This window comes from Parabacteroides hominis (assembly GCF_014287585.1).
In the GTDB taxonomy this organism is placed as follows: Bacteria; Bacteroidota; Bacteroidia; order Bacteroidales; family Tannerellaceae; genus Parabacteroides; species Parabacteroides hominis.
Map to the genome: position 1 here is coordinate 1 of NZ_JACOOJ010000025.1, position 24,747 is coordinate 24,747.

At 48.8% G+C, this 24,747-nt stretch carries 20 protein-coding genes and 2 riboswitches; of the genes, 12 read left to right on the forward strand and 8 right to left on the reverse strand.

The window, feature by feature from the left end; translation table 11 throughout:
• Positions 1–1,761 precede the first annotated feature (1,761 nt).
• The 3 genes from H8S65_RS13510 to H8S65_RS13520 are packed head-to-tail and all read right to left on the reverse strand — an operon-like array spanning position 1,762 to position 6,009.
• On the reverse strand, positions 1,762–2,880 hold the full coding sequence (locus H8S65_RS13510) for an ABC transporter substrate-binding protein (RefSeq protein ID WP_186930461.1): 1,119 nt from the start codon (positions 2,878–2,880) through the stop codon (positions 1,762–1,764).
• A 12-nt stretch (positions 2,881–2,892) separates the two neighbouring features.
• On the reverse strand, positions 2,893–3,984 hold the full coding sequence (locus H8S65_RS13515) for a YncE family protein (protein ID WP_186930462.1): 1,092 nt from the start codon (positions 3,982–3,984) through the stop codon (positions 2,893–2,895).
• A gap of 24 nt (positions 3,985–4,008) precedes the next feature.
• Complete coding sequence (locus H8S65_RS13520; RefSeq protein WP_255489224.1) at positions 4,009–6,009, reverse strand: TonB-dependent receptor plug domain-containing protein; 2,001 nt, start codon at positions 6,007–6,009, stop codon at positions 4,009–4,011.
• Between the two features lie 37 nt (positions 6,010–6,046).
• Positions 6,047–6,312: riboswitch (cobalamin riboswitch) on the reverse strand.
• Positions 6,313–6,627: 315 nt separating this feature from the next.
• Here H8S65_RS13520 and atpD point away from each other — a divergent pair.
• The 11 genes from atpD to nrdG all read left to right on the forward strand — a co-directional run bounded on the left by atpD (position 6,628) and on the right by nrdG (position 17,004).
• Complete coding sequence (gene atpD, locus H8S65_RS13525) at positions 6,628–8,145, forward strand: F0F1 ATP synthase subunit beta (protein WP_186930464.1); 1,518 nt, start codon at positions 6,628–6,630, stop codon at positions 8,143–8,145.
• Positions 8,146–8,151: 6 nt separating this feature from the next.
• A complete protein-coding gene (locus H8S65_RS13530; RefSeq protein ID WP_186930465.1) occupies positions 8,152–8,385 on the forward strand; it encodes a F0F1 ATP synthase subunit delta/epsilon in 234 nt (77 codons plus the stop codon).
• Between the two features lie 15 nt (positions 8,386–8,400).
• Entirely contained in the window at positions 8,401–8,829 is a 429-nt protein-coding gene (locus H8S65_RS13535; RefSeq protein WP_186930466.1) for a hypothetical protein, read from the forward strand.
• The gene (gene atpB, locus H8S65_RS13540) at positions 8,807–9,877 is read left to right on the forward strand and encodes a F0F1 ATP synthase subunit A (protein WP_186930467.1); all 1,071 of its coding nucleotides are present in this window, start codon (positions 8,807–8,809) and stop codon (positions 9,875–9,877) included. The genes H8S65_RS13535 and atpB overlap by 23 nt, the downstream gene beginning before the upstream one ends.
• Positions 9,878–9,998: 121 nt before the next feature.
• Complete coding sequence (gene atpE / locus H8S65_RS13545) at positions 9,999–10,253, forward strand: ATP synthase F0 subunit C (protein ID WP_186930468.1); 255 nt, start codon at positions 9,999–10,001, stop codon at positions 10,251–10,253.
• Positions 10,254–10,267: 14 nt separating this feature from the next.
• A complete protein-coding gene (gene atpF, locus H8S65_RS13550; RefSeq protein ID WP_186930469.1) occupies positions 10,268–10,768 on the forward strand; it encodes a F0F1 ATP synthase subunit B in 501 nt (166 codons plus the stop codon).
• Between the two features lie 3 nt (positions 10,769–10,771).
• Positions 10,772–11,314, forward strand: a complete 543-nt coding sequence (locus H8S65_RS13555; RefSeq protein ID WP_186930470.1) for a F0F1 ATP synthase subunit delta — start codon at positions 10,772–10,774, stop codon at positions 11,312–11,314.
• A 13-nt stretch (positions 11,315–11,327) separates the two neighbouring features.
• Positions 11,328–12,914: a F0F1 ATP synthase subunit alpha gene (gene atpA / locus H8S65_RS13560; protein WP_186930471.1), complete on the forward strand. Its 1,587-nt coding sequence runs from the start codon at positions 11,328–11,330 to the stop codon at positions 12,912–12,914.
• Positions 12,902–13,759, forward strand: coding sequence for a F0F1 ATP synthase subunit gamma (locus H8S65_RS13565; protein WP_186930472.1), 858 nt, complete (start codon positions 12,902–12,904; stop codon positions 13,757–13,759). The genes atpA and H8S65_RS13565 overlap by 13 nt, the downstream gene beginning before the upstream one ends.
• 434 nt (positions 13,760–14,193) lie before the next feature.
• Entirely contained in the window at positions 14,194–16,401 is a 2,208-nt protein-coding gene (locus H8S65_RS13570; protein ID WP_186930473.1) for an anaerobic ribonucleoside triphosphate reductase, read from the forward strand.
• 96 nt (positions 16,402–16,497) lie between these two features.
• Complete coding sequence (gene nrdG, locus H8S65_RS13575) at positions 16,498–17,004, forward strand: anaerobic ribonucleoside-triphosphate reductase activating protein (protein WP_186930474.1); 507 nt, start codon at positions 16,498–16,500, stop codon at positions 17,002–17,004.
• Between the two features lie 11 nt (positions 17,005–17,015).
• Here the strand turns inward: nrdG and H8S65_RS13580 are convergent, their stop codons facing one another.
• Complete coding sequence (locus H8S65_RS13580) at positions 17,016–18,365, reverse strand: threonine/serine exporter family protein (RefSeq protein ID WP_186930475.1); 1,350 nt, start codon at positions 18,363–18,365, stop codon at positions 17,016–17,018.
• A gap of 117 nt (positions 18,366–18,482) precedes the next feature.
• Positions 18,483–19,571, reverse strand: a complete 1,089-nt coding sequence (locus H8S65_RS13585; protein ID WP_186930476.1) for an acyltransferase — start codon at positions 19,569–19,571, stop codon at positions 18,483–18,485.
• Positions 19,572–19,920: 349 nt separating this feature from the next.
• Between H8S65_RS13585 and H8S65_RS13590 the strand changes: the two genes are divergently transcribed.
• Positions 19,921–20,817 carry a helix-turn-helix domain-containing protein gene (locus tag H8S65_RS13590; RefSeq protein WP_186930477.1) on the forward strand — a complete coding sequence of 299 codons (897 nt, stop codon included), beginning with the start codon at positions 19,921–19,923 and terminating at the stop codon, positions 20,815–20,817.
• Here H8S65_RS13590 and H8S65_RS13595 read toward each other — a convergent pair.
• The 3 genes from H8S65_RS13595 to H8S65_RS13605 form a co-directional block, all read right to left on the reverse strand.
• On the reverse strand, positions 20,814–21,044 hold the full coding sequence (locus H8S65_RS13595; protein ID WP_298980320.1) for an EamA family transporter: 231 nt from the start codon (positions 21,042–21,044) through the stop codon (positions 20,814–20,816). The two genes, H8S65_RS13590 and H8S65_RS13595, sit on opposite strands and share 4 nt — an antisense overlap.
• A 372-nt stretch (positions 21,045–21,416) precedes the next feature.
• Complete coding sequence (locus tag H8S65_RS13600; RefSeq protein ID WP_186930478.1) at positions 21,417–23,852, reverse strand: TonB-dependent receptor; 2,436 nt, start codon at positions 23,850–23,852, stop codon at positions 21,417–21,419.
• A 58-nt stretch (positions 23,853–23,910) separates the two neighbouring features.
• Positions 23,911–24,264, reverse strand: a complete 354-nt coding sequence (locus H8S65_RS13605; protein WP_186930479.1) for a DUF8478 family putative metalloprotein — start codon at positions 24,262–24,264, stop codon at positions 23,911–23,913.
• Positions 24,265–24,498: 234 nt separating this feature from the next.
• A riboswitch (cobalamin riboswitch) is annotated at positions 24,499–24,704 on the forward strand.
• The last annotated feature ends 43 nt before the right edge of the window (positions 24,705–24,747 follow it).

Consider the following 24,747-nt stretch of genomic DNA (forward strand, 5'->3'; position numbering starts at 1 on the left):
CGGGATGATTGGGAGCTATCTTTTCCGATAAACTAACCGGAAAAAGTACATTTTGGTTGGATGTTAACTCTTTAAATACTATCTTAGCCATTGCTATAATGTTTGTTTTTTTGCAACGGTAAGATACTACTTTTTACCGAAATAAACAATAGCAAAAGGGGCTGTCACACTTTTTGGACAGCCCCTTTTATTGATAGATATTTATTCCAGGCACTTATGCTTTTATGTGGCCAGCTGTCCCCAGGTTATTCATAATCTGGCAGATTTGAAACATAAATAATGATTTATGGGTGAGCAAACAGACAAGGCAGCGTCTTGTGCCGCAGGTTCTCTTTTGCCGTCTGCTTCAGCAGACGGATAGCTGATTGTTCCGGCTTTGCCGGTTCCTCTGTGGGTTTTTAACCCCTTTAAATACAATAGATGAAAGGGACTGAAGTCCACAGAGGAAGAGGCTTAGCCTCTAATCTTTTAAACCGTCTGCTGAAGCAGACGGCAAAAGAGAGGCGGATGGTGCTTTGGGGATGCCGATACTGATAGCTATACTTATATAACAGGCGGTATCGGCAATCCTAAGAGAAAGCGCAGCTTTTTAAGAAAGGCCTAAGCGGACGGGCGTCAAGCGGAGGGCGAAGACGAAGCGGCAGGAGCCTGCGCTGTCTGAGCGAAGCGAGTTTCGCAGGCGACAGCGGAGTCTTTGACCGGAGTAGACCGGACGGTTAAGCCTTGATCTTTTGGTTACTTTTGAACCAAGCCAAAGTAACAGATAAATGTTCGAATCTTCTTAGATTATCCTCTAAATACCCTCTGTTTATTTTATTTAATTAGGGTTCACACTGTCCGGAAGACTCTATAGATCAGCATGTTGCTGTGAACCCTGTGAATGCAAGATAAAAAAAGGCGGGATCGATCGATAGGATTGGATGATCGTAAACCGGTTTCACAGCCTTCACAGCCTTCACAACAAATCGCTGGCCATTAGCCTTTTACCGCTGTGAACCCTGTTTTCTGTTTTTGTCATATAAGGGCTTGGCTTGGCTCTTGTCCCATAAAATATAGGTTATAGGCTAAAAAATACAGCCTTTAGCCTATCCGGGAAAAGCCTATAGGGTAGCAGGAAAAAGGCAGGCATCTATCCGGCAACCGATGCCTGTCTTTTCAGGAAGCGACAGGCATCTATAGGAACAACTTCACATACGAGGTTTGAGTCTGATAGACGCAGATTAAAATAAATAAACAGGATTTCTTGACGCGGATTTAGCGGATAACGCGAATTAAACACCTGATACATATTTCTTATCCGCGTTATTCGCGAAATCCGCGTCAAAATTATATTTGCGTCTATCAGACTCATATCTTGGCAGATTTGAACCAGAAATGATGATTTACCGGTGTATAATATGGATGGCGTGCCGTAGGCTCTCTTTTGCCGTCTGCTTCAGCAGACGGATAGATGATTGTTCCGGCTTTGCTGGTTCCTATGTGGTTTTTAACCCCTTTAAATATAATCCATAAAGGGGCTAAAGCCCACAAGGGAAGAGGCTTAGCCTCCAGGCCTTTTAAACCGTCTGCTGAAGCAGACGGCAAAAGAGAGCCTGCGGCATAAGGCGCAGCTTTGTCTGTTAGCTCACTGATAAATCATTATTTGTGGTTCAAATCTTCTTTCTAATGAGATAATTTATTTAGCTCAACAGTGATTGGGGTGATGCAGTCACTTACTCAACGGAGGTTAAATGTGAACCAAGCGGCACTAAAAGACCAAGATTACTCCTTCATTTTCCGATAATAACGTGGAGTGTAACCGGGTAGCAATTCCGGATGGAACACCCAGATCAAGTCTTTCAGCAGGTAATCGGGATGCAAAGGAAATTCCTCATAATAAGGGACAAGTCCTGTATTACAAGAGTAAATCCGACGGTTCTTAAAGGCGTCGAAGTTTTCATACGGCGTGTATTCGGCACGCAGGTCGCCATAGGTCATATCTTCGGACTGATTATACTTAACCAGCCACATATCGGCATGGATAGCCCGGTCGAGTACCGCCTCGAAAGCCAAGGGCGTACTTCCGGCTCCGGGAAGATCCCTAAAAACATAATCGGCTCCGGCATCGGCATACATATTGGCGATATAGCTATCTCCCGCCGGCATAAACCAGGAAGAGCCGAACTTCTTTTCGGAGATAACGGTAGGGCGGGGCGTATCGGCCGTGATCAGCTTTTTCAGGTCGAGATAGCTTTTCTCTGTCTCCCGGAAGATCGAGTCGGCCACCTTTTCCTTGCCAAACAGCATCCCGTAGAAACGAATCCATTCGGTACGGCCCAAAGGCAGCGACTCCATATAATCGGCTCCTTCGAGGATGGGGATTCCCAGTTTCTCGACCGGCCCGTAGCCGCTATTCTGGAAAGGGGAAACGATCACAAGCTCGGCGCCTTTGTCGATCATCATCTCCACATTAGGGGCGGTCGCCTCTCCCATGTCGGCAATCCGTCCGGCTTTCAACCCTTCCTGGATAGCTGGGGTGTCCATATAGCGAGGTTCGCAAACGCCTATGATCCGCCCTGTCTCGCCTAACTGGTCGATAATAGCCGCATGCACGGATGTATAGACCACGATATTCTGCGCCGGGACCTGCACGATCGTCCCTTTCGGAAGGTTTCCGGGAACAGGCCGGTCACGGTCTACCAAAAGATACCGTTGCAACAGGCGCGTGCTGTCCCACGGATCGCGCACTTCAACAGAGGTGTAATCATTAAAATGATATACGGTAAAACCCTGGGCGTAGCGGATGGTGTCGGAAGAGAGGGAGTCTTCGGGATGGGACTTTTTTGGTTGTGAACAAGCCACAACCAAAAAAGTCAATAATAGACAAGTAATATATCTCATTAAAAAATACTCTTACTTTTGAGTTGTCAAGAAATAAGCTCCCATCGGATTCAAACCGGATAAAGCAACTTGATTGACCAACTTTCCTTCAGCAGAGAAAATAAACATATCACCCGTGCTGGTATAATCAGACGTTCCAATGTAAACATTTCCGGTAACAGGGTCAGAACTCATACAATAAGTGTTCTCCACTTTTGTACCATCAGTAATAAAACTCTTTTCTTCTATCTTTCCTTTTTCAATATCATATACTTTGAAGTCATAACCTGTAACAACCCAATTTTCTTGCTTGGCACTATAAATATATATCTTATCATTACATAAAGTCGAAACGATCTGACTATTGGCCGCAATAACCTCCCGATCACCAGTTGCAACATTCAGGCGTTGTAATTCATTCCCGATGTCTCCCCAGTTTCCTAAAGATAAAACATACAAATTACCTTTATCATCTTTTTGTATCGTTTTCGGGTTGATTGTCACGACAATCTTTTCTACCTCTTCAAATGTATTCATATCGACTACAGACAGTGTAGAGTCTTGCACCAGATTATAACCTCCTGAATTTGCCACATACAATTTTCCATTCAATTCGCAAACCCCCTCCGGATTAGGACCGACTTTCACTTTCTTTACGATCTCCATCGAAGTCGTATCGATACAAGCCAAATGTCCGTCAAACAATGTCACATAAACGTTTCCACCGGCAGCCGTTAACATACGCGGTTGCTGAGGTACATTAGATTCATCTTTGGGGTTGATTGTCTTTAAAGATTTACCAGATAAATCCGTTACTTCGATTGTTGCAGATTTATTTACTGCAATATACATTTTGGATCCATAAATAAGCATGTCATTTGCCGTATCGCCAAGACCACGACCATTCTCGGTTGCAAAAACTTTAGTGGTCAAATCCTTTGTTTCTGGATTATAATAATCCAAAGTAGAATTATTACTGTCCAACTTTCCTGCATTCAAGAAATAAACGCCTGTAGTAGAGCTTTCAGTAGGAATCCCTGGCTTCGGATCATCGTCATTATCACAAGAAATAAACGACATAGTCATTAAAGAACATAACGCAAATAATAAATACTTCTTTTCCATTCTTCTTACTTTATAATTAATCATTTAAAAATAACATGATACTAATATCCGATATGAGCGTCCAGGCATCGGATAATATTTTATAATCTCGTAATTAATATTTCCGACATTCAGAACTTCCCCCTGCAAACGGAGTTTAAAATTACAAAGGCTAAACTCTTTATTGACGGAAATAGTCTGTTCTATATATCTATCTATCCTATTCTCCTTTATATTTTGAGGTAATGAATACCGATCACCTGCACAAGAAAGCAGATAAGAGACATTCAACCATTTATTTTGTATTGATAAAGAAGCCGAACCTGCATGCCTGGGAGTATAAGGAATCTGGTCCCGATAATTCTTTGCAGATTCATTAGTAATATCAATCGCTTTTTGCCAAGTGTAATTACCTTGTAACAGAAAACTAACAAAATCAAAACAAGAGATTTCTGCTGACAAGTTTGCATCAATTCCACTAATCGCCACCTCTCCCATATTCATCATTTTCCATATATAAAGAGTTGGAAGAGCAACAATCTTATCTCTCACACGATTATAATAACCATCTACCGAAAGATTTAAATAAGATAATGCCGAAGAAGGACTATCTCCCCATGTCATCCCGATATTGTATTGTGTCGCTCTTTCCGGCTTCAGATTAGTATTTCCAATTCTCAAATAATACATATCATTAAAAGTTGGCACTCGGAAAATATCCTTAAACGAAGCACGTATCCGTAAATTCTGCTCTGGTAAAACCCGCCATGAAGCACTTACACTTGGTGATAATCGTTTACGGTCAGAAGGTTTATCCCCTGTTTTCACCTTTTCCGCGATAAAAGTATTCAGTATGCTAACTGTAGTCGTCAATCTGTTGTCTTTATATTGCGCTGCCAACACTGACAAAGAGGTATATCGGGTAGGGAAAGGACAAGCCGGCAGATTGTTCTTTAATGTATTCACGGAGAAATCCGTAGTCAAAGAAAATGATAAGTGCTCAATTGGCGTATATAATCCCCCGGCCGAAATATAGTATTCTCGTTGAGTATGGCGATCTTCCTGTTTCCCCTCTGTATAATTGTTATTAAAGTCAACATATTTATTCCAAGAATAATTATATTTCCCCTGCACCTGTAAAGAAAAATTAGATTCAAATTGTTTCTTGTAATATCCCTGCACGAAATAGTTTTTGTCCCATAGCCTTTCTTTTGCATAATCGTTATAAAGAATAACCGACCCCGGCAATCCCCGCTCCGAATCGAAATAATAACCTTTCAGATTCAGTTCGCCTCCTTTTCCTAAATCACTAAACAAATTCAATTCTGTACGCAATGTTTGGATATCACTGTTTATCCTTTTTCCCGACTCCTCCTTCTGTTCATTCTGAATAACAAAAGGGTAACGTCCATCTGCACGCAACCAATCTACCTGACCCGTTGCAACCAAACACTTCCCCAACTTCTGTTCATACCGTAAATAAGGATTTACCAAACCAAACGAACCAGCTTTTACTTGTGCTTTCAGATGACACGAGCGATCAGTGAATACAGGCTGACTTGTCTTTATGTTCAACGCCCCAGCCGAAGCATACATCCGTGCCGTCTGAAAGATATCATCCGCCTGTCCGATTGATAAAGAGATCATATCCACATTATCTAATGAAAAGCGGCTGATATCCACCTGTCCGCTCTGTGCGTCCGTGACCGTCACCCCGTCGTAGCTGACAGCCGTATGCTTGGCGCCGAGGCTGCGGACGGAAACGGTTTTCAAGCCTCCTATGCCTCCGTAATCCTGCACGGTCACGCCGGAGAAACGCTTCACGGCTTCCGAGAGGTCCTGTACGCCGAGCCGTTCGATCCCGGCCTTGTCCATCACCTGGAGCGGCGTGCTCTCGCGGGTTACGGAAGGGCGTACCTTTCCCACTACCTCGACACCCGAAAGCTGGTGATAGGTCGTCGTGTCTACCTGCGCATACAAAGCGGCGAACGGGAACAGCCAGGCGCATAACAAGCCCGGCAATCGTTTTATAGAAATATACTGCATACCGTTTTGATTCATCAATCCCTTTACCCGAAGGATTGTATAATAATGAATAATGGCAGGTTTTCTGGCTTGTTCTCCCTTGAACGGCTGCCTTCCCAACGGATCAGTTGAAAGTTGAAAGTTTAAATGCGAATAACTTTCAACTTTCCACTCTCAACTTTCAACTGATTCGTCAGTGGCAACAAGATTTGCCGGGGTTTCAGAACTTACAGCTACGGGTACAGCTCCGGACTTGCACCGGATTCCCTTTTACTAACCGTCAGCGGAAGCAAAAACGGTTACACCATAATCCGGTCGCAAAGATAGCAAAAAACAGATAGATCCATATTTGTTTATTCCTTTTTATTTAACAATGCAAAACATTTCACCCGTTTTTTACTTGCAAAACGTCACTTCCCGCTTAGATACCTCTTTCTCTACGATTTACAAAATAAGCAATTCCCGTCATTTTGGTTTATTTCCGAACTCAATTGGTTCATTTCAGAAGAGGTTGAAATTAGTTGAATATTTAACTAAGTACAAAAAGAATCAAAAAGTAATATTTCCGGTTTTCGGACATTCATAATTCGTAATATTGCAGCCGAAGAGTTGAATAGGATTAAGGAAAAAAGAGATTGTATGGGAGAAATAAAAGGTTATATATCACAGGTTATCGGCCCGGTCGTGGACATCCATTTCGATAATGGCAAGGAAGAAAAGATAACACTTCCCCGCATCCACGACGCAATGGAGATAACCCGCCCCAATGGGAAAATCCTGATTGTGGAAGTCCAGCAGCATATTGGGGAAAACACGGTCCGCACCGTAGCGATGGATACGACAGACGGGCTGAAGAGAGGAATGGAAGCCGTTTCGCACGGTTCGCCCATCACGATGCCGGTCGGCGACCAGGTAAAAGGGCGTTTGATGAACGTAACGGGGAACCCCATTGACGGAATGACCGAACTCGACAAGAAAGGGGCTCTTCCGATCCATCGTGAACCGCCCAAGTTCGAAGACCTGACCACCAGCCGTGAAGTCTTGTACACCGGCATCAAGGTGATCGACCTGCTCGAACCTTATTCCAAAGGAGGCAAGATCGGCCTGTTCGGGGGAGCCGGCGTAGGAAAGACGGTCCTGATTATGGAGTTGATCAACAACATCGCGAAGAAGAACAACGGATTTTCCGTCTTTGCCGGCGTGGGCGAGCGCACTCGCGAAGGAAACGACCTGCTGCGCGAGATGATCCAGTCCGGAGTCATCCGCTACGGCGAAGCATTCAAGAAAAGCATGGAGGCCGGCCATTGGGATTTGTCCAAGATCGATTACGACGAACTGGCCAAGTCGCAGGCGACACTGGTCTTCGGCCAGATGAACGAACCGCCGGGAGCCCGCTCTTCGGTAGCCCTTTCGGGACTGACGATCGCCGAGTCTTTCCGCGACCTGGCGGCAGAAGGGGAAACGAAAGACATCCTTTTCTTTATCGACAACATCTTCCGGTTCACGCAGGCCGGTTCGGAAGTGTCTGCCCTGCTGGGACGTATGCCGTCCGCCGTCGGTTACCAGCCGACACTGGCAACCGAGATGGGAGCCATGCAGGAACGCATCACTTCCACCAAGAAAGGTTCCATCACTTCCGTCCAGGCAGTTTATGTGCCGGCAGACGACTTGACGGACCCGGCTCCGGCTACGACCTTTACGCACCTGGATGCCACCACGGTATTGAGCCGTAAGATCACCGAACTCGGCATCTATCCGGCTGTCGACCCGCTGGAATCCACTTCGCGCATCCTGGACCCGTTGATCGTAGGCAAAGAACATTACGAAACGGCGCAGCGTGTGAAACAAATCCTTCAACGCAACAAGGAGTTGCAGGATATCATCTCGATCCTCGGCATGGAAGAGCTTTCCGACGAAGACCGCCTGACCGTCAACCGCGCCCGCCGCGTACAGCGTTTCCTTTCACAGCCCTTCGCCGTTGCCGAACAGTTCACCGGCGTGCCGGGCGTCATGGTCCCCATCGAAGACACGATCCGCGGATTCAGGATGATCATGGACGGAGAAACCGATCATATTCCCGAACAGGCCTTCCTGAACGTAGGCACGATCGAGGACGTGATGGAAAAAGCAAAACGATTGGCGGAACAAGCAAACTAAACGGATATGAAACTGGAAATCGTATCACCGGACGGCATACTTTTCGAAGGCGAAGCAGAACGTGTTTCGTTTCCGGGAGCAGCCGGTTCATTTGACATCCTCCCCCATCATGCCCCGCTGATAGCCGCCCTCAGGCAAGGAACCATCCTGTACGAGAACGAAAGGAAAAGAGGCGAACTGGCGATCAAGAGCGGATTCGTAGAGGTAAAAGAAGATTATATATCTGTTTGTATCGAATAAATAAAAGTACACGACATGACTGGGTGGTTAAGTATGAAGCTGATGGGATTGATAACCTTTATCAATGTGGTCATCGGCGTGACGTTAGGCGGTTTGTTATACACGATCTGGCCTGAGCATTATTTCAGATGGTATCCTTCCATCCCGATTTTCTATTGGGTGATGGGAATAGTTATGACCTTCATTCTCGACCGGGTAAAAAAGAAAAACGGCGATATGACCGTCACGGCTTTCATGGTTGTGCGGTTCTGCAAGTTCACGCTCGCCATCGTTTTCCTGTGGCTTTATGCCGCACTGGTCCGGGAAAACCTGAAAGTGTTCGGCTTCACCCTGATGCTTTTTTACTTTATTTACTTAGGGTTGGAAACATATACGGTTTATCTGTTTGAGAAGAAAAGAATGAAAAGAGAGAAAAGGGAAAATGATGAACGATATCAAGAATAACAGATTGATATGGACAGTGTTGCTGATGTGGATCTGCTTCCTGTCCCCCGCCCATGCGGATACCGGAGAGGAAGGCATCGATGTCCAGGATATTGTCTTTTCGCATATTCAGGATGCTTACACCTGGCATATTACCGAATGGAACGGAAAGGAGATCGCCATCTCCCTGCCGGTGCTGGTCAGGAGTGAAGAGCGCGGATGGGACATGTTCCTCTCCCACCATTTACATCACGGCCAGGCGCACCACGGCTATTACATCGCACCCGAAGGCGAACACGCCGGCAAGGTGGTGGAAAAGAACAGCCGCGGAGAAGAGGTGCGCCCGGTCGACTTGTCGCTGACCAAGAATGTTTGCGGCCTGTTCCTGAGCTGCGGCATCCTGCTGTTCGTGGTTCTCCGGACCGCCCGTTGGTACAAGAAACATCCGGACCAGGTTCCGAGCGGGTTTACCGGCCTGATGGAAATGATTATTTCCTATCTACAGGAGGGCGTCATCAAAGATTCGATCGGGAAAGAAAAATACAAGCCGTTCTCCTCTTATCTGCTGACGGTCTTCTTCTTTATCCTGATCAACAACCTGATCGGGATCATCCCGGTCTTTCCGGGTGGAGCCAACATCACCGGCAACATTGCGGTTACGGCTGTCCTGGCGGGATGCACGTTCATTGCCGTCAATCTGTTTGCGACAAAGGAATACTGGAAAGAGATATTCTGGCCCAAAGCGCCGATCTATCTGAAGCTGCCGTTGCCAATCATGCCCTTCGTGGAGTTTTTCGGCGTCTTCACCAAGCCGTTCGCCCTGATGATCCGTCTGTTTGCCAACATCATGGCGGGACACACGATCATCCTCGCGCTCACCTGCCTGATCTTTATCACGGTATCGATGGGGTTGCTGGTGAATTTCGGAATGACGATCGTTTCGGTGTTGTTCTGCGCGTTCATGAACTGCGTGGAACTATTCGTGGCCTGTTTGCAAGCCTACATTTTCACGTTGTTGTCGGCCAATTATATCGGCATGGCAAAAGTGGAAAAGGAATCCCCGTGTTAGGACACGCCTTGTCCCAGAGCAGGGACACACCTCGTCCCAGAGCTAAGACGGATGTCGTCTTAGCCTTAAGACGACAAGAGATAAAGACATTTTAAATCACTAATTAATAAAGTTAAAGACTATGTTATCTACTATTTTATTACAAGCAGCTTCCGGTATGGGAATGGCTAAATTGGGAGCAACAATAGGAGCCGGATTCGCGGCTATCGGTGCAGGTTTGGGAATCGGGCTGATCGGAAAAGGCGCTGTCGAATCAATCGGCCGCCAGCCTTCCGCCGCCGGTGAAATCCGTACTTCCATGCTGATCATGGGAGCCTTGATCGAAGGCGTGGCGCTGTTTGCCATCGTGGTATGTTTCCTGGCTTTGTTCCAATAAAAAAGTAACAGGTTATGTCATTATTAACACCGGATTCGGGACTTCTGTTCTGGATGATCGTTTCATTCGGGATTGTCTTTGCCGTCCTTTCCAAATACGGATTCCCTGTCATCATCAAGGCGGTGGAACAGCGGAAAGCCTACATCGACAATTCTCTGGAAACGGCGCGCCAGGCGAATGAACAGCTTGCCAATATCCAGGCCGAAGGAGCCCGGATGCTTGCCGAAGCAAAGGATAAGCAGAATGCCATCCTGAGAGAAGCCTTTGCCGAAAAGGAACAAATCATCGACGAAGCTCACCGGAAAGCTGCCGCCGAAACCCGCTTGCAGGTGGAAGAGGCCGCCCGGCGTATCCGCGAGGAGAAGGAGAAAGCAATCCGCGAAGTCCGTTCCGAGATTGCCGACCTCTCGATCGCCATAGCCGAGAAGGTGATGAAAGAAAAGATCAGCCGCGACAAGGAGCAACAACAAATCATCGACCGGCTGTTGGATGAAGTATCATTTTGTAAATCGTAACGCATGGACATAGGAACTATCTCTTCCCGGTACGCGAAAGCCCTTTTCTCCCTGGCAAAGGAGAAGGGGCAGGAGAAAAGGGTATATGATGATATGAAGATGCTGGCAGACAGCTTCTCGCTCGAACCGGAGCTGCGGGTCGCCCTCGGCAATCCGATCATCCCGGCAGAAGAAAAGCGCAAGCTGCTGACGGCGGCAGGCGGCATAGAGGTCTCGGACCTGTATGAACGTTTTATCCGCCTGGTGCTGGGACACAAACGGGAAAACCTCCTGCTCTTCATGGCACATATCTATATCCATTTGTACCGGATAGACAAACGCATCACCCGTGTGCAATTCAGCACCGCCGTACCGGTCGGCGAAGAAGTGAAGGAGCATCTCCGGAACAAGCTGAAGGAAGAGACAGGCAGCACCATCGAATTTTCCGGCATCGTGCAACCGGAACTGATCGGCGGTTTCCGCCTGCGCATCGGGAACTACCGGATAGATGCCAGCTATGCGACCCAGCTGCGGGATATCCGTAGCCGGTTACTCGAAAACAGATAAAAAAGAAAGAAGTATGACAGATCAGATAAAAGTGAGTGAAGTTTCCGCCATCCTGCGCCAGCAGTTGGAAGGGATCAGTACCGGCATCCGAACGGAAGAAGTGGGCACGGTGCTCCAGGTGAGCGATGGCGTAGCCCGCATTTACGGCCTCGACAATGCCGAGGCTAACGAACTCTTGCAGTTCGACAACGGGATGGAAGCGATCGTGATGAACCTGGAAGAAGACAACGTGGGAGCTGTCCTGCTCGGGCCGACGGACCAGGTGAAAGAGGGCGACACCGTCAAACGTACAGGACGTATCGCCTCCATCGATGTCAGCGAAGGCATGATCGGGCGTGTGATCGACCCGCTCGGAAACCCGATCGACGGAAAAGGGGATATCATGGGAGAGACCTGCGAGATGCCGCTCGAACGCAAGGCGCCGGGCGTTATCTTCCGCCAGCCGGTCAACGAACCGTTGCAGACCGGCATCAAGGCCGTCGATGCAATGATCCCGATCGGACGCGGACAGCGCGAACTGATCATCGGAGACCGCCAGACCGGAAAGACCTCCATCGCCATCGACACGATCATCAACCAGCGCAACAGCTACGAAGCCGGCAATCCGGTCTACTGCATCTATGTGGCAATCGGGCAAAAAGGCTCTACCGTCGCCTCGCTCGTCAACACGTTGCAGGAAAAAGGGGCGATGGACTACACGGTCGTAGTCAGCGCAACGGCATCCGACCCGGCAGCCATGCAATATTTCGCTCCTTTCGCGGGTGCTGCCATCGGCGAGTATTTCCGCGACAGCGGACGCCATGCCTTGGTGGTCTATGACGACCTTTCGAAACAGGCGGTCGCCTATCGCGAGGTATCCCTGATCCTGCGCCGCCCTTCCGGACGCGAGGCTTATCCGGGAGACATCTTCTACCTGCATTCCCGTCTGCTCGAACGGGCAGCCAAGATCATCAACCAGCCCGAAGTGGCCCGGCAGATGAACGACCTGCCGGACAGCATGAAGGACAAGGTGAAAGGCGGCGGTTCCCTCACTGCCCTGCCGATCATCGAGACACAGGCGGGCGACGTGTCGGCCTACATCCCGACGAACGTCATCTCCATCACCGACGGGCAGATCTTCCTCGAAACCGACCTCTTCAACCAGGGAAACCGCCCGGCCATCAACGTCGGTATCTCGGTATCCCGCGTGGGTGGCAACGCCCAGCTGAAAGCAATGAAGAAAGTGGCCGGGACGCTGAAGATCGACCAGGCGCAGTTCCGCGAACTGGAATCGTTCTCCAAATTCGGAGGCGAGATGGATGCCGTAACGGCTTTCACGATCGACAAGGGACAAAAGAACACGCAACTGCTGATACAGCCCCAATACACCCCGATGCCTGTCGAAGACCAGATCGCCATCCTCTACTGCGGTACACAGGGATTGCTGAAAGAAGTCCCGTTGGATAAAGTGCACGACTTCGAAAAGGAATTCCTGCGCGAACTCCACACATCACACCAGCACGATGTTCTGGACATCCTGAAAACCGGAACCATCGACGACGATATCCGGCAAAAACTGGAAGAAACGGCAAAAACAGTATCAAGATTATGGCATCACTAAAAGAAATAAAAGTCCGGATCGCGTCTATCCGGAGCACGCAGAAGATCACCGCAGCCATGAAAATGGTCTCTTCGGCAAAGCTCCACCATACCCAGGCGTTGACCGAACACACACTCCTCTATGCAAACAAGCTGTCCGTCATCTTAAACGGTCTCTTAGGTGCGGAATGTGACCTAAAATCACCTTACACAGAAAAGCGTGAGGTGAAACAGGTCGCCATCGCCGTTTTCTCATCCGGCAGCGGATTATGCGGCACGTTCAATGCCAACGTTTGGAAAGAACTCTCCGCCCGTCTGCATGAATTAGAGGCACAACACATCGCCGTCCGCCTCTACCCCGTCGGGAAAAAGATCGCCGACGAACTGCACAAGGCGGGCTATGTAACCGAGGACGATTTCCTGCATTCAGGAGAGAAACCTTCATACGAAGAAGCTGTCCGCCTCGCCGGAAAGCTGATGGAACTCTTTTCTTCGGGCAAGGCCGACCGGGTGGAACTGCTTTACCATCATTTCAAGAATATGGCGACACAGGTATTGACCCATAAAGTCTACCTGCCGGTCGCCCTGCCGCAGGCTCCGGCTGGAAACACCGCCCCGGCAATCGATTATATCCTGGAACCGTCGCCCGATAGCCTTCAGGCATTGCTTTTCCCGAAGCTGCTCAACCTGACGGTCTACACGACGTTGCTCGACACGACGACCTCCGAGCATGCCGCCCGCATGATGGCGATGCAAACGGCCAACGACAACGCCAACGACCTGATCCAGGAACTCACCCTGCAATATAATAAAACCCGCCAGCAAGCCATCACCAACGAGCTGCTGGATATTATGGGCGGGCAATAAGCATAGATTACGACTAATACTTTCCGCTTCTTGCTTGTATAATTCCTTTCCTGCCCTATTATTCTGTAATCGCTGCTGCTGATTATGTAATCGCCGGCGTTGATTATATAATCAGCGCCGGCAATTTTATAATCAGCGGCGGCGATTACAGAATAATACGTGATCCGACAAAGAATACATGCAGAGAAACAGCATTATAATCCGTGTCAGCATGATTAATATCCGCACAGGGCAGAACTGCCTTATATACACTTTTGGAACATTCCAAACGGAATCCGGCAGAAAAAGTTTCCCGTTTTGAACAAATCAGCATATGATTATCAGATGATTGACATATTTTAACCACACAAAAGTTTTCCAAAAAGTTTACCGCATTGTTATACTATATACTTTTGCAGGCATAAAAACATTCAAACCTCAATAATAGATTTATCATGATTCAGACAGTTATCAAACGCGACGGACGTATCGTCGGATTCAACGAAGAGAAGATAGCGACAGCTATCCGCAAAGCGATGTTGCACACTGAAAACGGGGAAGACCGGGAGCTGGTCCGCCAGATCACCGATCATATTTCTTTCAAAGGCGACACGCAGATGACTGTCGAGGCCATCCAGGACGCCGTCGAACTGGAACTGATGAACAGCAGCCGCAAGGACGTAGCGCAGAAATACATTGCTTACCGCAACCAGCGCAGCATCGCCCGCAAAGCCAAGACGCGCGATATGTTCCTGGAGATCATCAACATCAAATCCAACGACATCACCCGCGAGAATGCCAATATGAATGCCGACACGCCCGCCGGCATGATGATGAAGTTCTCCAGCGAAACGACCAAGCCGTTCGTCGACGACTACCTGTTGAGCGAAGAGGTTAAGGATGCGGTGGAAAACAACTACCTGCACATCCATGACAAAGACTATTATCCGACCAAGAGCCTCACGTGCGTACAACATCCGTTGGACCGCATCCTGAAATACGGCTTTTCAGCCGGACACGGCGAATCACGCCCGGCAAAGCGCATCGAAACAGCCAGCATCTTAGGCTGCATCTCGCTCGAAACAGCCCAGAACGAAATGCACGGCGGCCAGGCGATCCCGGCATTCGATTTCTACCTGGCTCCCTACGTGCGCAATAGTTTCATCGAGGAAATCAAGAACCTGGAAGAACTGAACGGGCAGGACTATTCGCATCTCTACCAACGGGAACTGGACGACTATGTGAACCGTCCGCTCGAAGGATTGAGCGGTGACGAACGTATCACCCAACACGCCGTCAACAAGACCGTCAGCCGCGTGCACCAGTCGATGGAAGCCTTTATCCACAATATGAACACCATCCATTCCCGTGGCGGCAACCAAGTGGTTTTCAGCTCCATCAACTACGGGACAGACACTTCGGCCGAAGGACGCTGCATCATCCGCGAGATATTGAAAAGCACATACCGCGGGGTCGGCAACGGCGAGACGGCCATCTTCCCGATCCAGATATGGAAAAAGAAACGCGGGGTGAGCTATCTGCCGGAAGACCGCAACTACGATCTTTACCAGCTTGCCTGCAAGGTGACGGCACGCCGTTTCTTCCCGAACTTCCTCAACCTCGACGCGACATTCAACCGTAGCGAAGACTGGCGCGCCGACGACCCGCAACGTTACATGCATGAGGTAGCGACTATGGGATGCCGCACACGAGTATTCGAGAACCGTTTCGGCCCGAAAACATCTATCGGTCGCGGCAACCTCTCTTTCTCGACGATCAATATCGTGCGCCTCGCCATCGAATGCATGCACATCGAAAACAAAGAAGAACGGATCGCCAAATTCTTTGCCAAGCTCGACCGCATGCTGGATATAACCGCCCGCCAACTGCACGAGCGCATGGAATTCCAGAAAACGGCATACGCCAAACAGTTCCCGTTGCTGATGTCGTCCCTCTGGCTGGGAAGTGAAAAGCTGAAACCCAACGACACGATCGCCTCCGTTATCAACCAGGGCACATTGGGTATCGGCTTTATCGGCCTGGCGGAATGCCTGGTCGCCCTCACCGGCAAGCACCACGGCGAAGATGCGGCCTCGCAGGAGTTAGGATTGAAGATCGTCAGCTACATCCGCAACCGGGCCAATCAGTTCTCGGAAGAATACCAGCATAATTACAGCGTACTGGCAACGCCGGCCGAAGGCTTGTCGGGCAAGTTTACCCGCCGTGACCGCAAGAAATTCGGTTCGTTGCCCGGCATCACGGACCGCGACTACTATACGAACTCCAACCATGTCCCGGTCTACTACAAATGCAGCGCCCGCCACAAGGCGGAAGTGGAAGCTCCCTACCATGAGATGACACGCGGAGGCCATATCTTCTATGTCGAGATGGATGGAGACGCGACCCATAACCCGGAAGTGATCATGCAGGTTGTCGATATGATGGACCGTTATGACATCGGTTACGGCTCCGTCAACCACAACCGCAACCGTTGCCTCGACTGCGGCTACGAAAATGCGGAAACCCATCTGGAAAAATGCCCGAAATGCGGCAGCACCCATCTCGACAAACTACAGCGCATCACCGGCTACCTGGTCGGCACGACAGACCGCTGGAACAATGCGAAACTGGCGGAACTGAACGACAGAGTCGTACACAATTGACAATTATCAAGAGAAATAAACATCCTATTATAAACCGGGAATTGGAAGTTGGAAGCCTGACTCTTCAATTTTCAATTCTCAATTCTCAATTATAAAGTGATTTCCATCATCGATATTATAGAAGATACGACGGTTGACGGTCCGGGATTCCGGACCGCGATCTATGCGGCAGGCTGTCCGAACGCCTGTCCGGGCTGCCATAACCCCGAATCATGGGATATAAGAAAGGGGAAACAAGTCCCGACGGAAGCGATCCTGGAAAAGGTCTTGGCAGATGACTTTGCCAATGTGACCTTCAGCGGCGGCGACCCCATGTTCCAGCCGGAAGGCTTCACCAAACTGGCACAGGCGATCAAAGAAAAAAGCCGGAAAAACATCTGGTGTTATACCGGCTATACCTTCGAGCGTCTCCTGAACAACCCGAAGCAGGCAGAGCTGCTCAAATACATCGATGTCCTGGTAGACGGCAAATTCAAACAAGCCCTACGCGACGAAAGCCTCCTCTTCCGCGGCAGCAGCAACCAACGCCTGATCGACGTCAAAGCCTCCCTAAAAGCCAATAAGGTGGTTTGCCTGACGTTGAATTATGATTTCCCGGCATGATTCGGCCCATATTACCATTCGATGAACTTGCCACGCCGGCGGCGTTTCTCAAGTTCTTCTTCGAGGTAACGCTGGCGGTCTTTGGCGATGTAGCGGCGGGCGAAGATGTTCGGGACGGCGACGCCTAAGGAGATACACAAGATGATCAAAGCCGAATTGATCCCGTTGGCAAAAGCATTGGTCACCTCGCCGATCACCCCGTGCAGGTTGATAAAGGCAAACAACGAACGGTACATCAGTACCCCCGGAATCATCGGGATGACAGACGGGATCGTCAGCACATGGTTCGGCACATCGAACCAATGGACCGCCTTTACCGCAATCAGGCTCACGACAAAACTTCCCATAAACGAACCGATCACCGGACCATATCCTAACTCGAAGTTCACGAAGTTACGGGTGCACACCGCAATGATCCCGCCTAAAGCCACCACCCACAGCAGACGCCGCTGGATATTGAAGATCATCGAAAAACCCATAGCCGCGATAGCCGCCGCAATGGCATAAATATAATAAGGATCATGCGGAACCATGCTCAACTCGCTGAACTTATGGTCGATCTCTATATCGTTCATCACTAACACCCGCATGGCAAAAGCAATCCCGAACGTCATCGCCCCGACCATCATCATCGTATTGGCCGCCCGCGTAATCCCGACAAGCAGATGATTATCGATCATGTCATCCACAAAATTGATCAACGGCACGCCCGGCACGATAAACAGGGCACAAGCCAGCAACGGCTGATAAGGCGTGGACGACAGTCCCGAAAAAGAAGAAGCGTACGCCAGGCAGGTCGCCACAAACGCCGCAATCGCAATACTCATATACACGTTAATCCCGAACTCGATACAACGCGCCCGGACACGGAACCCGACAAAAGCACAAATAGAAGCAAACAAAAATGCGATCCAGTCACAACCGAACAACTTACAGAAACCGCCACAAGCAAATCCGGCGCCGATCGCCACCAGATAAGGCACATAGTTACGAGGTTTACGCGCAATCCGCTCAAGCTCTTCCTCATACTGGTCCAACGAATAGTCCTGCTCGATCGCCTTCCACGACAAATGGCTGACCTCCGTAATGGCCGTCATATTGATGCCATGCTTCTCGCACTTCTGGAATTTGGAAAAGGAATGCGTCTCGTCACTCACATTCACCATAATCATCGTCCATCTGATATCCAGATGGAGCTTCTCTTCCGGAATCCCCATAAAAGCAGCCACACGTTTCATGTTCCGTTCGATGCGGTTCGTGTCCGCCGCACTCTCCATCAGTAATTTTCCCGTACGGAGCAATAAGTCCAGTTTTCTCCGTAATAACAAAACCTCCCGGTCAGTCAAAATCTCTTTTTCCATTCTTTTTGTCTTTTCTCGATTAAATGCGGGTACAAAAGTAAGAAGGCCTGCTTTCCCAAGCAAGCCCACATGGTAGTTATTTTAGAATAACTTATCTTATTGCAAAACCGCCGCAAATTATCCGACGATCCATTTTCCGCCCGGTATGAGCGAAATAATCTTGGTTGCCACGAAGCAGCAAACGAACGTGCATACTGCAATGGCGGGTATGGCGGCAACGGTTGGCAACGGCAGGACGGACTTGAACACCGTAACCCACAAACCGAGCCAGAAGATGTGCATCAGATACATACCGTAGCTGAGTTTCGAGATTTCCATGACGAACCGCGGAGTTTCCGGAAGTTCAATGCAACTGAACATCAGGAACGTGCCTGCCGTGAGAAGCACACAGTTGATCGTGCAGAAAGCCCACCCTATTTCCAGTACGGGCGTGGGAAGGATTTCCCCAGGTATGGCCTGGACATAGAACGAGTAGATGGTCAAAGCCGCCCCGACGACCATCGAAGCGGTTCCGACAATGAAACGTTTGGAGCGGTTCCAGGTCAGATGGACATGTATGTAATGTGCGAGCACGAGATAGCCTAAGTAACCGGAGAAGTACCACAGCATGTGGTATTCGTTCCAGAAGCACTGCCCCCACACTTCCCCGAACCAACGGTTCAGGTACGGCATGCAGGTCGACAACAGGAACAGCCCGATAAAGAAACGTTCTTCTTTGGCCGTCGCCTTGCTCAACCAGGGCGAGACGATAGGGATGAACAGGTAGATGCTGATCAAAGGGTACATGAACCACAGGTGTCCGGCCAGCGTCGGGAAGTTCAGGAATATCCGCGACAGGTCTTTGAGCGAGGTTGCTCCGTCGATCTGCCCCCACAACATCGGCAAGGTGCTATAAAGTATCATGAATATGAAAAACGGCGGCAGGATGCGGATGCAACGCCGGCGGTAGAATTGCCACATGGTTTGCCCTTCCTTCATCGGTGCAAGAAGAAAAGCGGAGACTATTATAAACAATGGCACGGCCATACGCGAGAAACCGTCGTACATAGACACCCATAGCCGGTCTGCCTCATTTGCCAGAAAGGCTTGCGGCCCCACCATGTCCGTCGAACCGGGAGCCCCGTAAAAGTTTTCACTGGCGTGGACGACCATGACAAGGAAGCATGCGAACACGCGTACATAATCCAAAAAAACTATACGTTTCATTTTTTTGCTTAATTACTATATTAATAAGAGATTTAATTCTTTAGGCGAAGCATGCATTCATGGCGGAAAAACTTCGTGATTTTCCAGATACTGCTTAATTGGCGGCAAAGATAGGAAGATTTCGCGTAAAATCGGCAAAATCCGGATGGGGTCGTATCTGTTCGGGAATTATCTTGCCGCCGAAAAACAGCAGTACAAGTTCAGCTGCACTTCCTGCATGCCGACCCTTCCGATAAATAGTGGTATCATCGGTATTTAGACATTAAAGATTTAATAACTGATTTATTATCAAAAAGAAATGTCCGGCTTAGAATTAAATGTATATTTGCAATAACAAGAAAACCGGATTATGAGTGAGATAACGAAGATTGATACCGTCCAGCAATATTGCGATCTTTTCGGTATAGAGGCATTACACCCGCTGATAAGCATCGTTGATTGCGACAAGATGCAGCCCATACGACATGGTCGCAGGCTTTATAATCTATATGCAGTACTTCTGAAAGATACGGAGTGCGGAACGATGAGTTACGGAAAAAGCATATACGATTATGAAAAAGGGACTGTTCTCTTTGCAGCTCCGGGGCAGGTGATGGGAGCCGAAGATGATGGGCTACTACATCAGCCGGCAGGATGGGCATTGGTATTTCATCCTGAACTACTGCGCGGAACGCCATTGGCTAAGATGATGAAAGGCTATTCCTATTTTTCATACAATGCCAACGAAGCACTGCACCTCTCGGAACAAGAACGGCGGACGGTTATCGAATGTGTAGAAAAGATTCAAACGGAATTACAACACCCTATTGATAAACATAGCAAGTCGTTGATCGTGGACAACCTTAAATTACTGCTCGACTATTGTGTCCGTTTTTACGACCGGCAGTTCATTACCCGCGAAAATGCCAATCACGATATTTTGAGCCGGTTCGAGAATTTATTGGACGAATATTTCAATTCAGACAAACTTGCACAAGACGGAATCCCGTCAGTACAATACTGTGCGGACAAACTCTGTTTATCCGCTAATTATTTAGGTGATTTACTTAAAAGAGAAACAGGTTTGTCCGCCCTGAAACATATCCAGCAGAAAATGTTGGATGTTGCCAAAGAGCGTGTTTTCAATACCCAAAAATCCATCAGTGAAATATCCTACGAATTAGGATTCCCTTATCCACAACATTTCAGTCGTTGGTTTAAGAAAATGGCAGGATGTACACCTAACGAATATAGGACAGCAAATTAGTCCGGTTTTGTATTCCGTGAATGACTGACAAAAAGCACTCCGGATATGACGAGTAAAGCGGCAAGCGGTTCATCCCAACTGAAAATATCTTGTCCTATCAGTATGGCAACGACAGATGCTATGATAGGCTGTAAATTGATGTAGATGCAGGCAGCAGTAGGTTGTATTCGTTTGAGAGCAACAATTAATGCAATAACGAAAAGACAGGCATCGGTTGTCGAATAGATGCCTACCTTTTTCCTGCTACCCTATAGGCTTTTCCCGGACAGGCTAAAGGCTGTATTTTTTAGCCTATAACCTATAGTTTATGGGACAGGAACCAATCAGATCCCTTATATGACAAAACAGAAAAACAGGGTTCACGGCTGGTAAAAGGCTAATGACCAGCAATTTGTTGTGAAGGCTGTGAAACCGGTTTACGATCAGCCAATCCTATCGATCGATCCCGCCTTTTTTAATCTTGCATTCACAGGTTTCACGGTAACATGCTGATCTATAGAGCTTACCGAATAGTGTGAACCCTAATTAAATAAAACAACCAGGGGGGATTTAGAGGATAATCTAAGAATATTTGAACCTGTAAATGCTGATTCATCCCATCAAAAACTGAACTTTGCTCCCGCATAGTAGGTGCGGGGAGTTCCCGGACCGTAAATGTAGCCGGAGTCGCGGGTTGCTCCTTTGTCGAAATCGTTCTGATAGGAATCGAACAGGTTCTGGATACCCAGGTTAAGTTGCAAGGTCATGGCTGCCGTCAACTTGAAATCATAGCTCAATTTGGCTCCCAACTCAAAGAAATCCGGACTCTTCACCAGAACATCGGCCGTCCCGTTCACCTCGGACATCAGATGAGGCACAGACATCCGCCCGGTGTAATTACCGTTAAACGCTATTGTAAACGTTTTTACCGGCGTATAGGATGCCGTGAAATAACCGTACAGGTTCGGGGTACGCAAAATCTTATCGCTATGCCGCTCCGCATCCGTCAGATGCTCCTTATCCGCACTCCATTCCTCCGGTTCGTCATACAGACTGCGTTGTACCGTTATACCTGCCTGTATCTGTACTTTATTCCGCCAGGCAATCTTTCCCTCCAGTGTAGAACCGTACACTTTAGCCCCCGACCCGTTGCTGCGAGTCTGCACCAACGAACCGTTTTCCGATTCGACAGGGGCCGACAAGACAAACGGATCACTCAGTTTCGTATAGAATCCTTCCAGCAACATATTCACCTGGAAGTCTCCAAAGTAATGATACCAGTCGACGGAACCGTTCACGCTCCGCGAACGCTCTTCCTTCAGGTTCGGGGCCCGCACGATCGAGACGCGCGCGCCTCCGACATTACTGATATGCAAATCTTCGTCAAAGGCTTGCGGAGCACGGAAACCTTCGGCATAGCTCAACCGGAGGTTGATGTCGGCTGTCGGGTTATAGCGCACATTGGCACGCGGGCTGAAAATCGCTTTGTCCATGATGCTGTTCTTATCGACACGCCCACCGATCAGGAAACTCCATTTATCATTTTTCCACTCGTTCTGCGCATAAGCGCTCCACACGTTTATGACCTGGTGCAAAGATGCCGGCGTATATTTTTCGATCAGTTCCTGCAAATGCTGTCCGGTAGCCGTTGGATCTTCCGCCAGGGCCGCATCCCGGTATTTCTGCATGTCGGTGGCACGATCGTCCAGGTCGTCGTGGCTGAACTCGATACCCCCGGTGAGATCGGCAGGCATAAAGAGGCATTTGTCAAAACTGTAGATATACTGCGCTCCCATCACTCCTGTGAAATCCGTCGTCCGGCCGTATGCGCTGTAATAGCTGTCGCGGTGGATATGCTGTCCGGATGCGTAGAGGCTGAGGTTATGTTTCTGGTTCGGAGTGAAAACGTTAAACTTCAGGCTTCCCGTATTGATCGAATGTTGCAACTGTTCGACAAGCCCGGCTTCACCCGTCCCGTTGAGCTCGGGGTCTTCGGCGATATGCGGGGGCAGCTTCATCCCGCTGCCGCCCCGGCGAAATTCTTCCATATGGTGGTATTCGATATTCAGCTTGGAGTAGGCGCTGGTCTTGTAGAAGCCGTTGAAACCGATCGTCTGGTTTTTCAGCTTGGGGAGCTCGGAAAAGCCGTCTCCATTCGAATCCCAGGACGAACGATAGCGGTTTTGCCCGTAGATATAGGCCCCCATCTTGTTGTCGGAAGATACCCACGAGAGGTTGAGAGTCGTATTGTTATCATACGCTCCCGATCCGTCCAGGTTGGAGATCGTGTGCCCGAAGGAACCGGAATTACGGATAGGCTCCTTCGTTATGATATTGATTGTTCCGGCGATAGCCGACGAACCGAACAAGGCAGAACCTCCGCCCCGTATCACTTCGACCCGCTCGATCATGTTGGCCGGGATTTGTTCCAGTCCGTACACGCCAGCCAATGCGGAGAAGATAGGACGGGAATCGATCAATATCTGCGTATATTTCCCCTCCATGCCGTTGATACGTACTTGCGAGTAGCCGCAGTTCTGGCAATCGTTTTCGACCCGGACGCCCGGCTGGAAGACCAGCCCCTGAGCGAGCGTCGTAGAGTTGGTCTTTTCGAACATGGTCGGGCTGAGCACCTTCACCAAGGTGGGCGCCAAGCGGCGTTTCGTCTCGTTGCGGTTGGCAGAGACAACCACTCCTTCGAGCGAGATCAAATCTTCTTCGAGTTCGAAATTCAACTCCTGCGTTTTCCCTTTTCTGGTCGTTACCTTTTTCGTAACCGTCTTGAAGCCGACAAAAGAGACTTCGATCGCAAACTCGCCTTCGGGGAGATTTTTCAACATATAGTGGCCGGAATCATCGGTCGCCGTGCCGATCGTCGTTCCTTTCAGGACGATCGTAATTCCCGGCATATGTTCACCGGTCGCTTTATCCACGACATGCCCGAAAATATTGGCATCCGTAGGGTTCATCACTTCTTTTTCGTTTTTATAGGTATTTGCCATCATTGCCGAAACGGCATAGCAAAGGCATAGGAAAAGTATATAAATTTTGTTCATTGAGATGTCTTTTAATAAATTAATAGTATAGGCAGTTTCGCATACCGCCATTCATTATTTAAAAGACAAACGGCGGCGCACGAAGCGAAACCTTCCCCAGGACGGGACGAAGGTGATCCGGGTAGACCGGACGGTTGGATAAGACACAAAACGTTGCTATAAATGCAGCAATCAGCACTTGTGCAAAAGCGGAACCGCTGATTTGAATAGTCGAAAGTTGGTGCAACAACTGGAACTCGGCATAGTTATGCTCTTCTTTGGGAGTCCCGTCGTCATTTTTCTGATAGGGATGGGAATGGACGATCGTCACCCCGTTCACAATATGAACATGGGTAAAGGCTATCAGGCATCCCAGGTACGATATGAAAAGTAGCGGGAGCGCAATCCTTAAATATGTCCTTAATCTATCCATTTATCGCCAACTATACGATATAACAACTATTCAGGTGACAAAGTTCGTAAATCCGGTAATATTACCCAATCCCTATTTACAGGTAAAACGCGCCTATCTGCTACCTACATATAGTCATTTTCAAGACCACCCGGACCACCGGAACCTCCCTCCGGTCCGGGCGGCAACAACAGCAGCAATCGTGAAAATGAATTTGTTTTTTAATCCGCTTTTTGTACGAACAGACTTTTTTCGTACATTTGCCGCAGTTTTGGTTTCGCGCGTCCCAATCGCTACGGGAGCGCGATGAAAAGGGAATCAGGTGCGAATCCTGAACAGACCCGCTGCTGTAAGTTCCTCTCCAAATCTTTGAATACGCTGCAAGCCACTGTCCGTCACCGGATGGGAAGGCATTCAAAGACGGAACAAGTCAGAAGACCTGCCAAGAACAAACATAGTTTTAATGCTTTCGGGAAATAAAGCAGCAAAACATCGAGTCAGGTC

Coding starts and splice junctions, on each gene's coding strand:
- H8S65_RS13510 (WP_186930461.1), bottom strand. CDS start 2,880: ATGAGATATATTACTTGTCTATTATTGACTTTTTTGGTTGTGGCTTGT.
- H8S65_RS13515 (WP_186930462.1), bottom strand. CDS start 3,984: ATGGAAAAGAAGTATTTATTATTTGCGTTATGTTCTTTAATGACTATG.
- H8S65_RS13520 (WP_255489224.1), bottom strand. CDS start 6,009: ATGCAGTATATTTCTATAAAACGATTGCCGGGCTTGTTATGCGCCTGG.
- atpD (WP_186930464.1), top strand. CDS start 6,628: ATGGGAGAAATAAAAGGTTATATATCACAGGTTATCGGCCCGGTCGTG.
- H8S65_RS13530 (WP_186930465.1), top strand. CDS start 8,152: ATGAAACTGGAAATCGTATCACCGGACGGCATACTTTTCGAAGGCGAA.
- H8S65_RS13535 (WP_186930466.1), top strand. CDS start 8,401: ATGACTGGGTGGTTAAGTATGAAGCTGATGGGATTGATAACCTTTATC.
- atpB (WP_186930467.1), top strand. CDS start 8,807: ATGATGAACGATATCAAGAATAACAGATTGATATGGACAGTGTTGCTG.
- atpE (WP_186930468.1), top strand. CDS start 9,999: ATGTTATCTACTATTTTATTACAAGCAGCTTCCGGTATGGGAATGGCT.
- atpF (WP_186930469.1), top strand. CDS start 10,268: ATGTCATTATTAACACCGGATTCGGGACTTCTGTTCTGGATGATCGTT.
- H8S65_RS13555 (WP_186930470.1), top strand. CDS start 10,772: ATGGACATAGGAACTATCTCTTCCCGGTACGCGAAAGCCCTTTTCTCC.
- atpA (WP_186930471.1), top strand. CDS start 11,328: ATGACAGATCAGATAAAAGTGAGTGAAGTTTCCGCCATCCTGCGCCAG.
- H8S65_RS13565 (WP_186930472.1), top strand. CDS start 12,902: ATGGCATCACTAAAAGAAATAAAAGTCCGGATCGCGTCTATCCGGAGC.
- H8S65_RS13570 (WP_186930473.1), top strand. CDS start 14,194: ATGATTCAGACAGTTATCAAACGCGACGGACGTATCGTCGGATTCAAC.
- H8S65_RS13580 (WP_186930475.1), bottom strand. CDS start 18,365: ATGGAAAAAGAGATTTTGACTGACCGGGAGGTTTTGTTATTACGGAGA.
- H8S65_RS13585 (WP_186930476.1), bottom strand. CDS start 19,571: ATGAAACGTATAGTTTTTTTGGATTATGTACGCGTGTTCGCATGCTTC.
- H8S65_RS13590 (WP_186930477.1), top strand. CDS start 19,921: ATGAGTGAGATAACGAAGATTGATACCGTCCAGCAATATTGCGATCTT.
- H8S65_RS13600 (WP_186930478.1), bottom strand. CDS start 23,852: ATGAACAAAATTTATATACTTTTCCTATGCCTTTGCTATGCCGTTTCG.
- H8S65_RS13605 (WP_186930479.1), bottom strand. CDS start 24,264: ATGGATAGATTAAGGACATATTTAAGGATTGCGCTCCCGCTACTTTTC.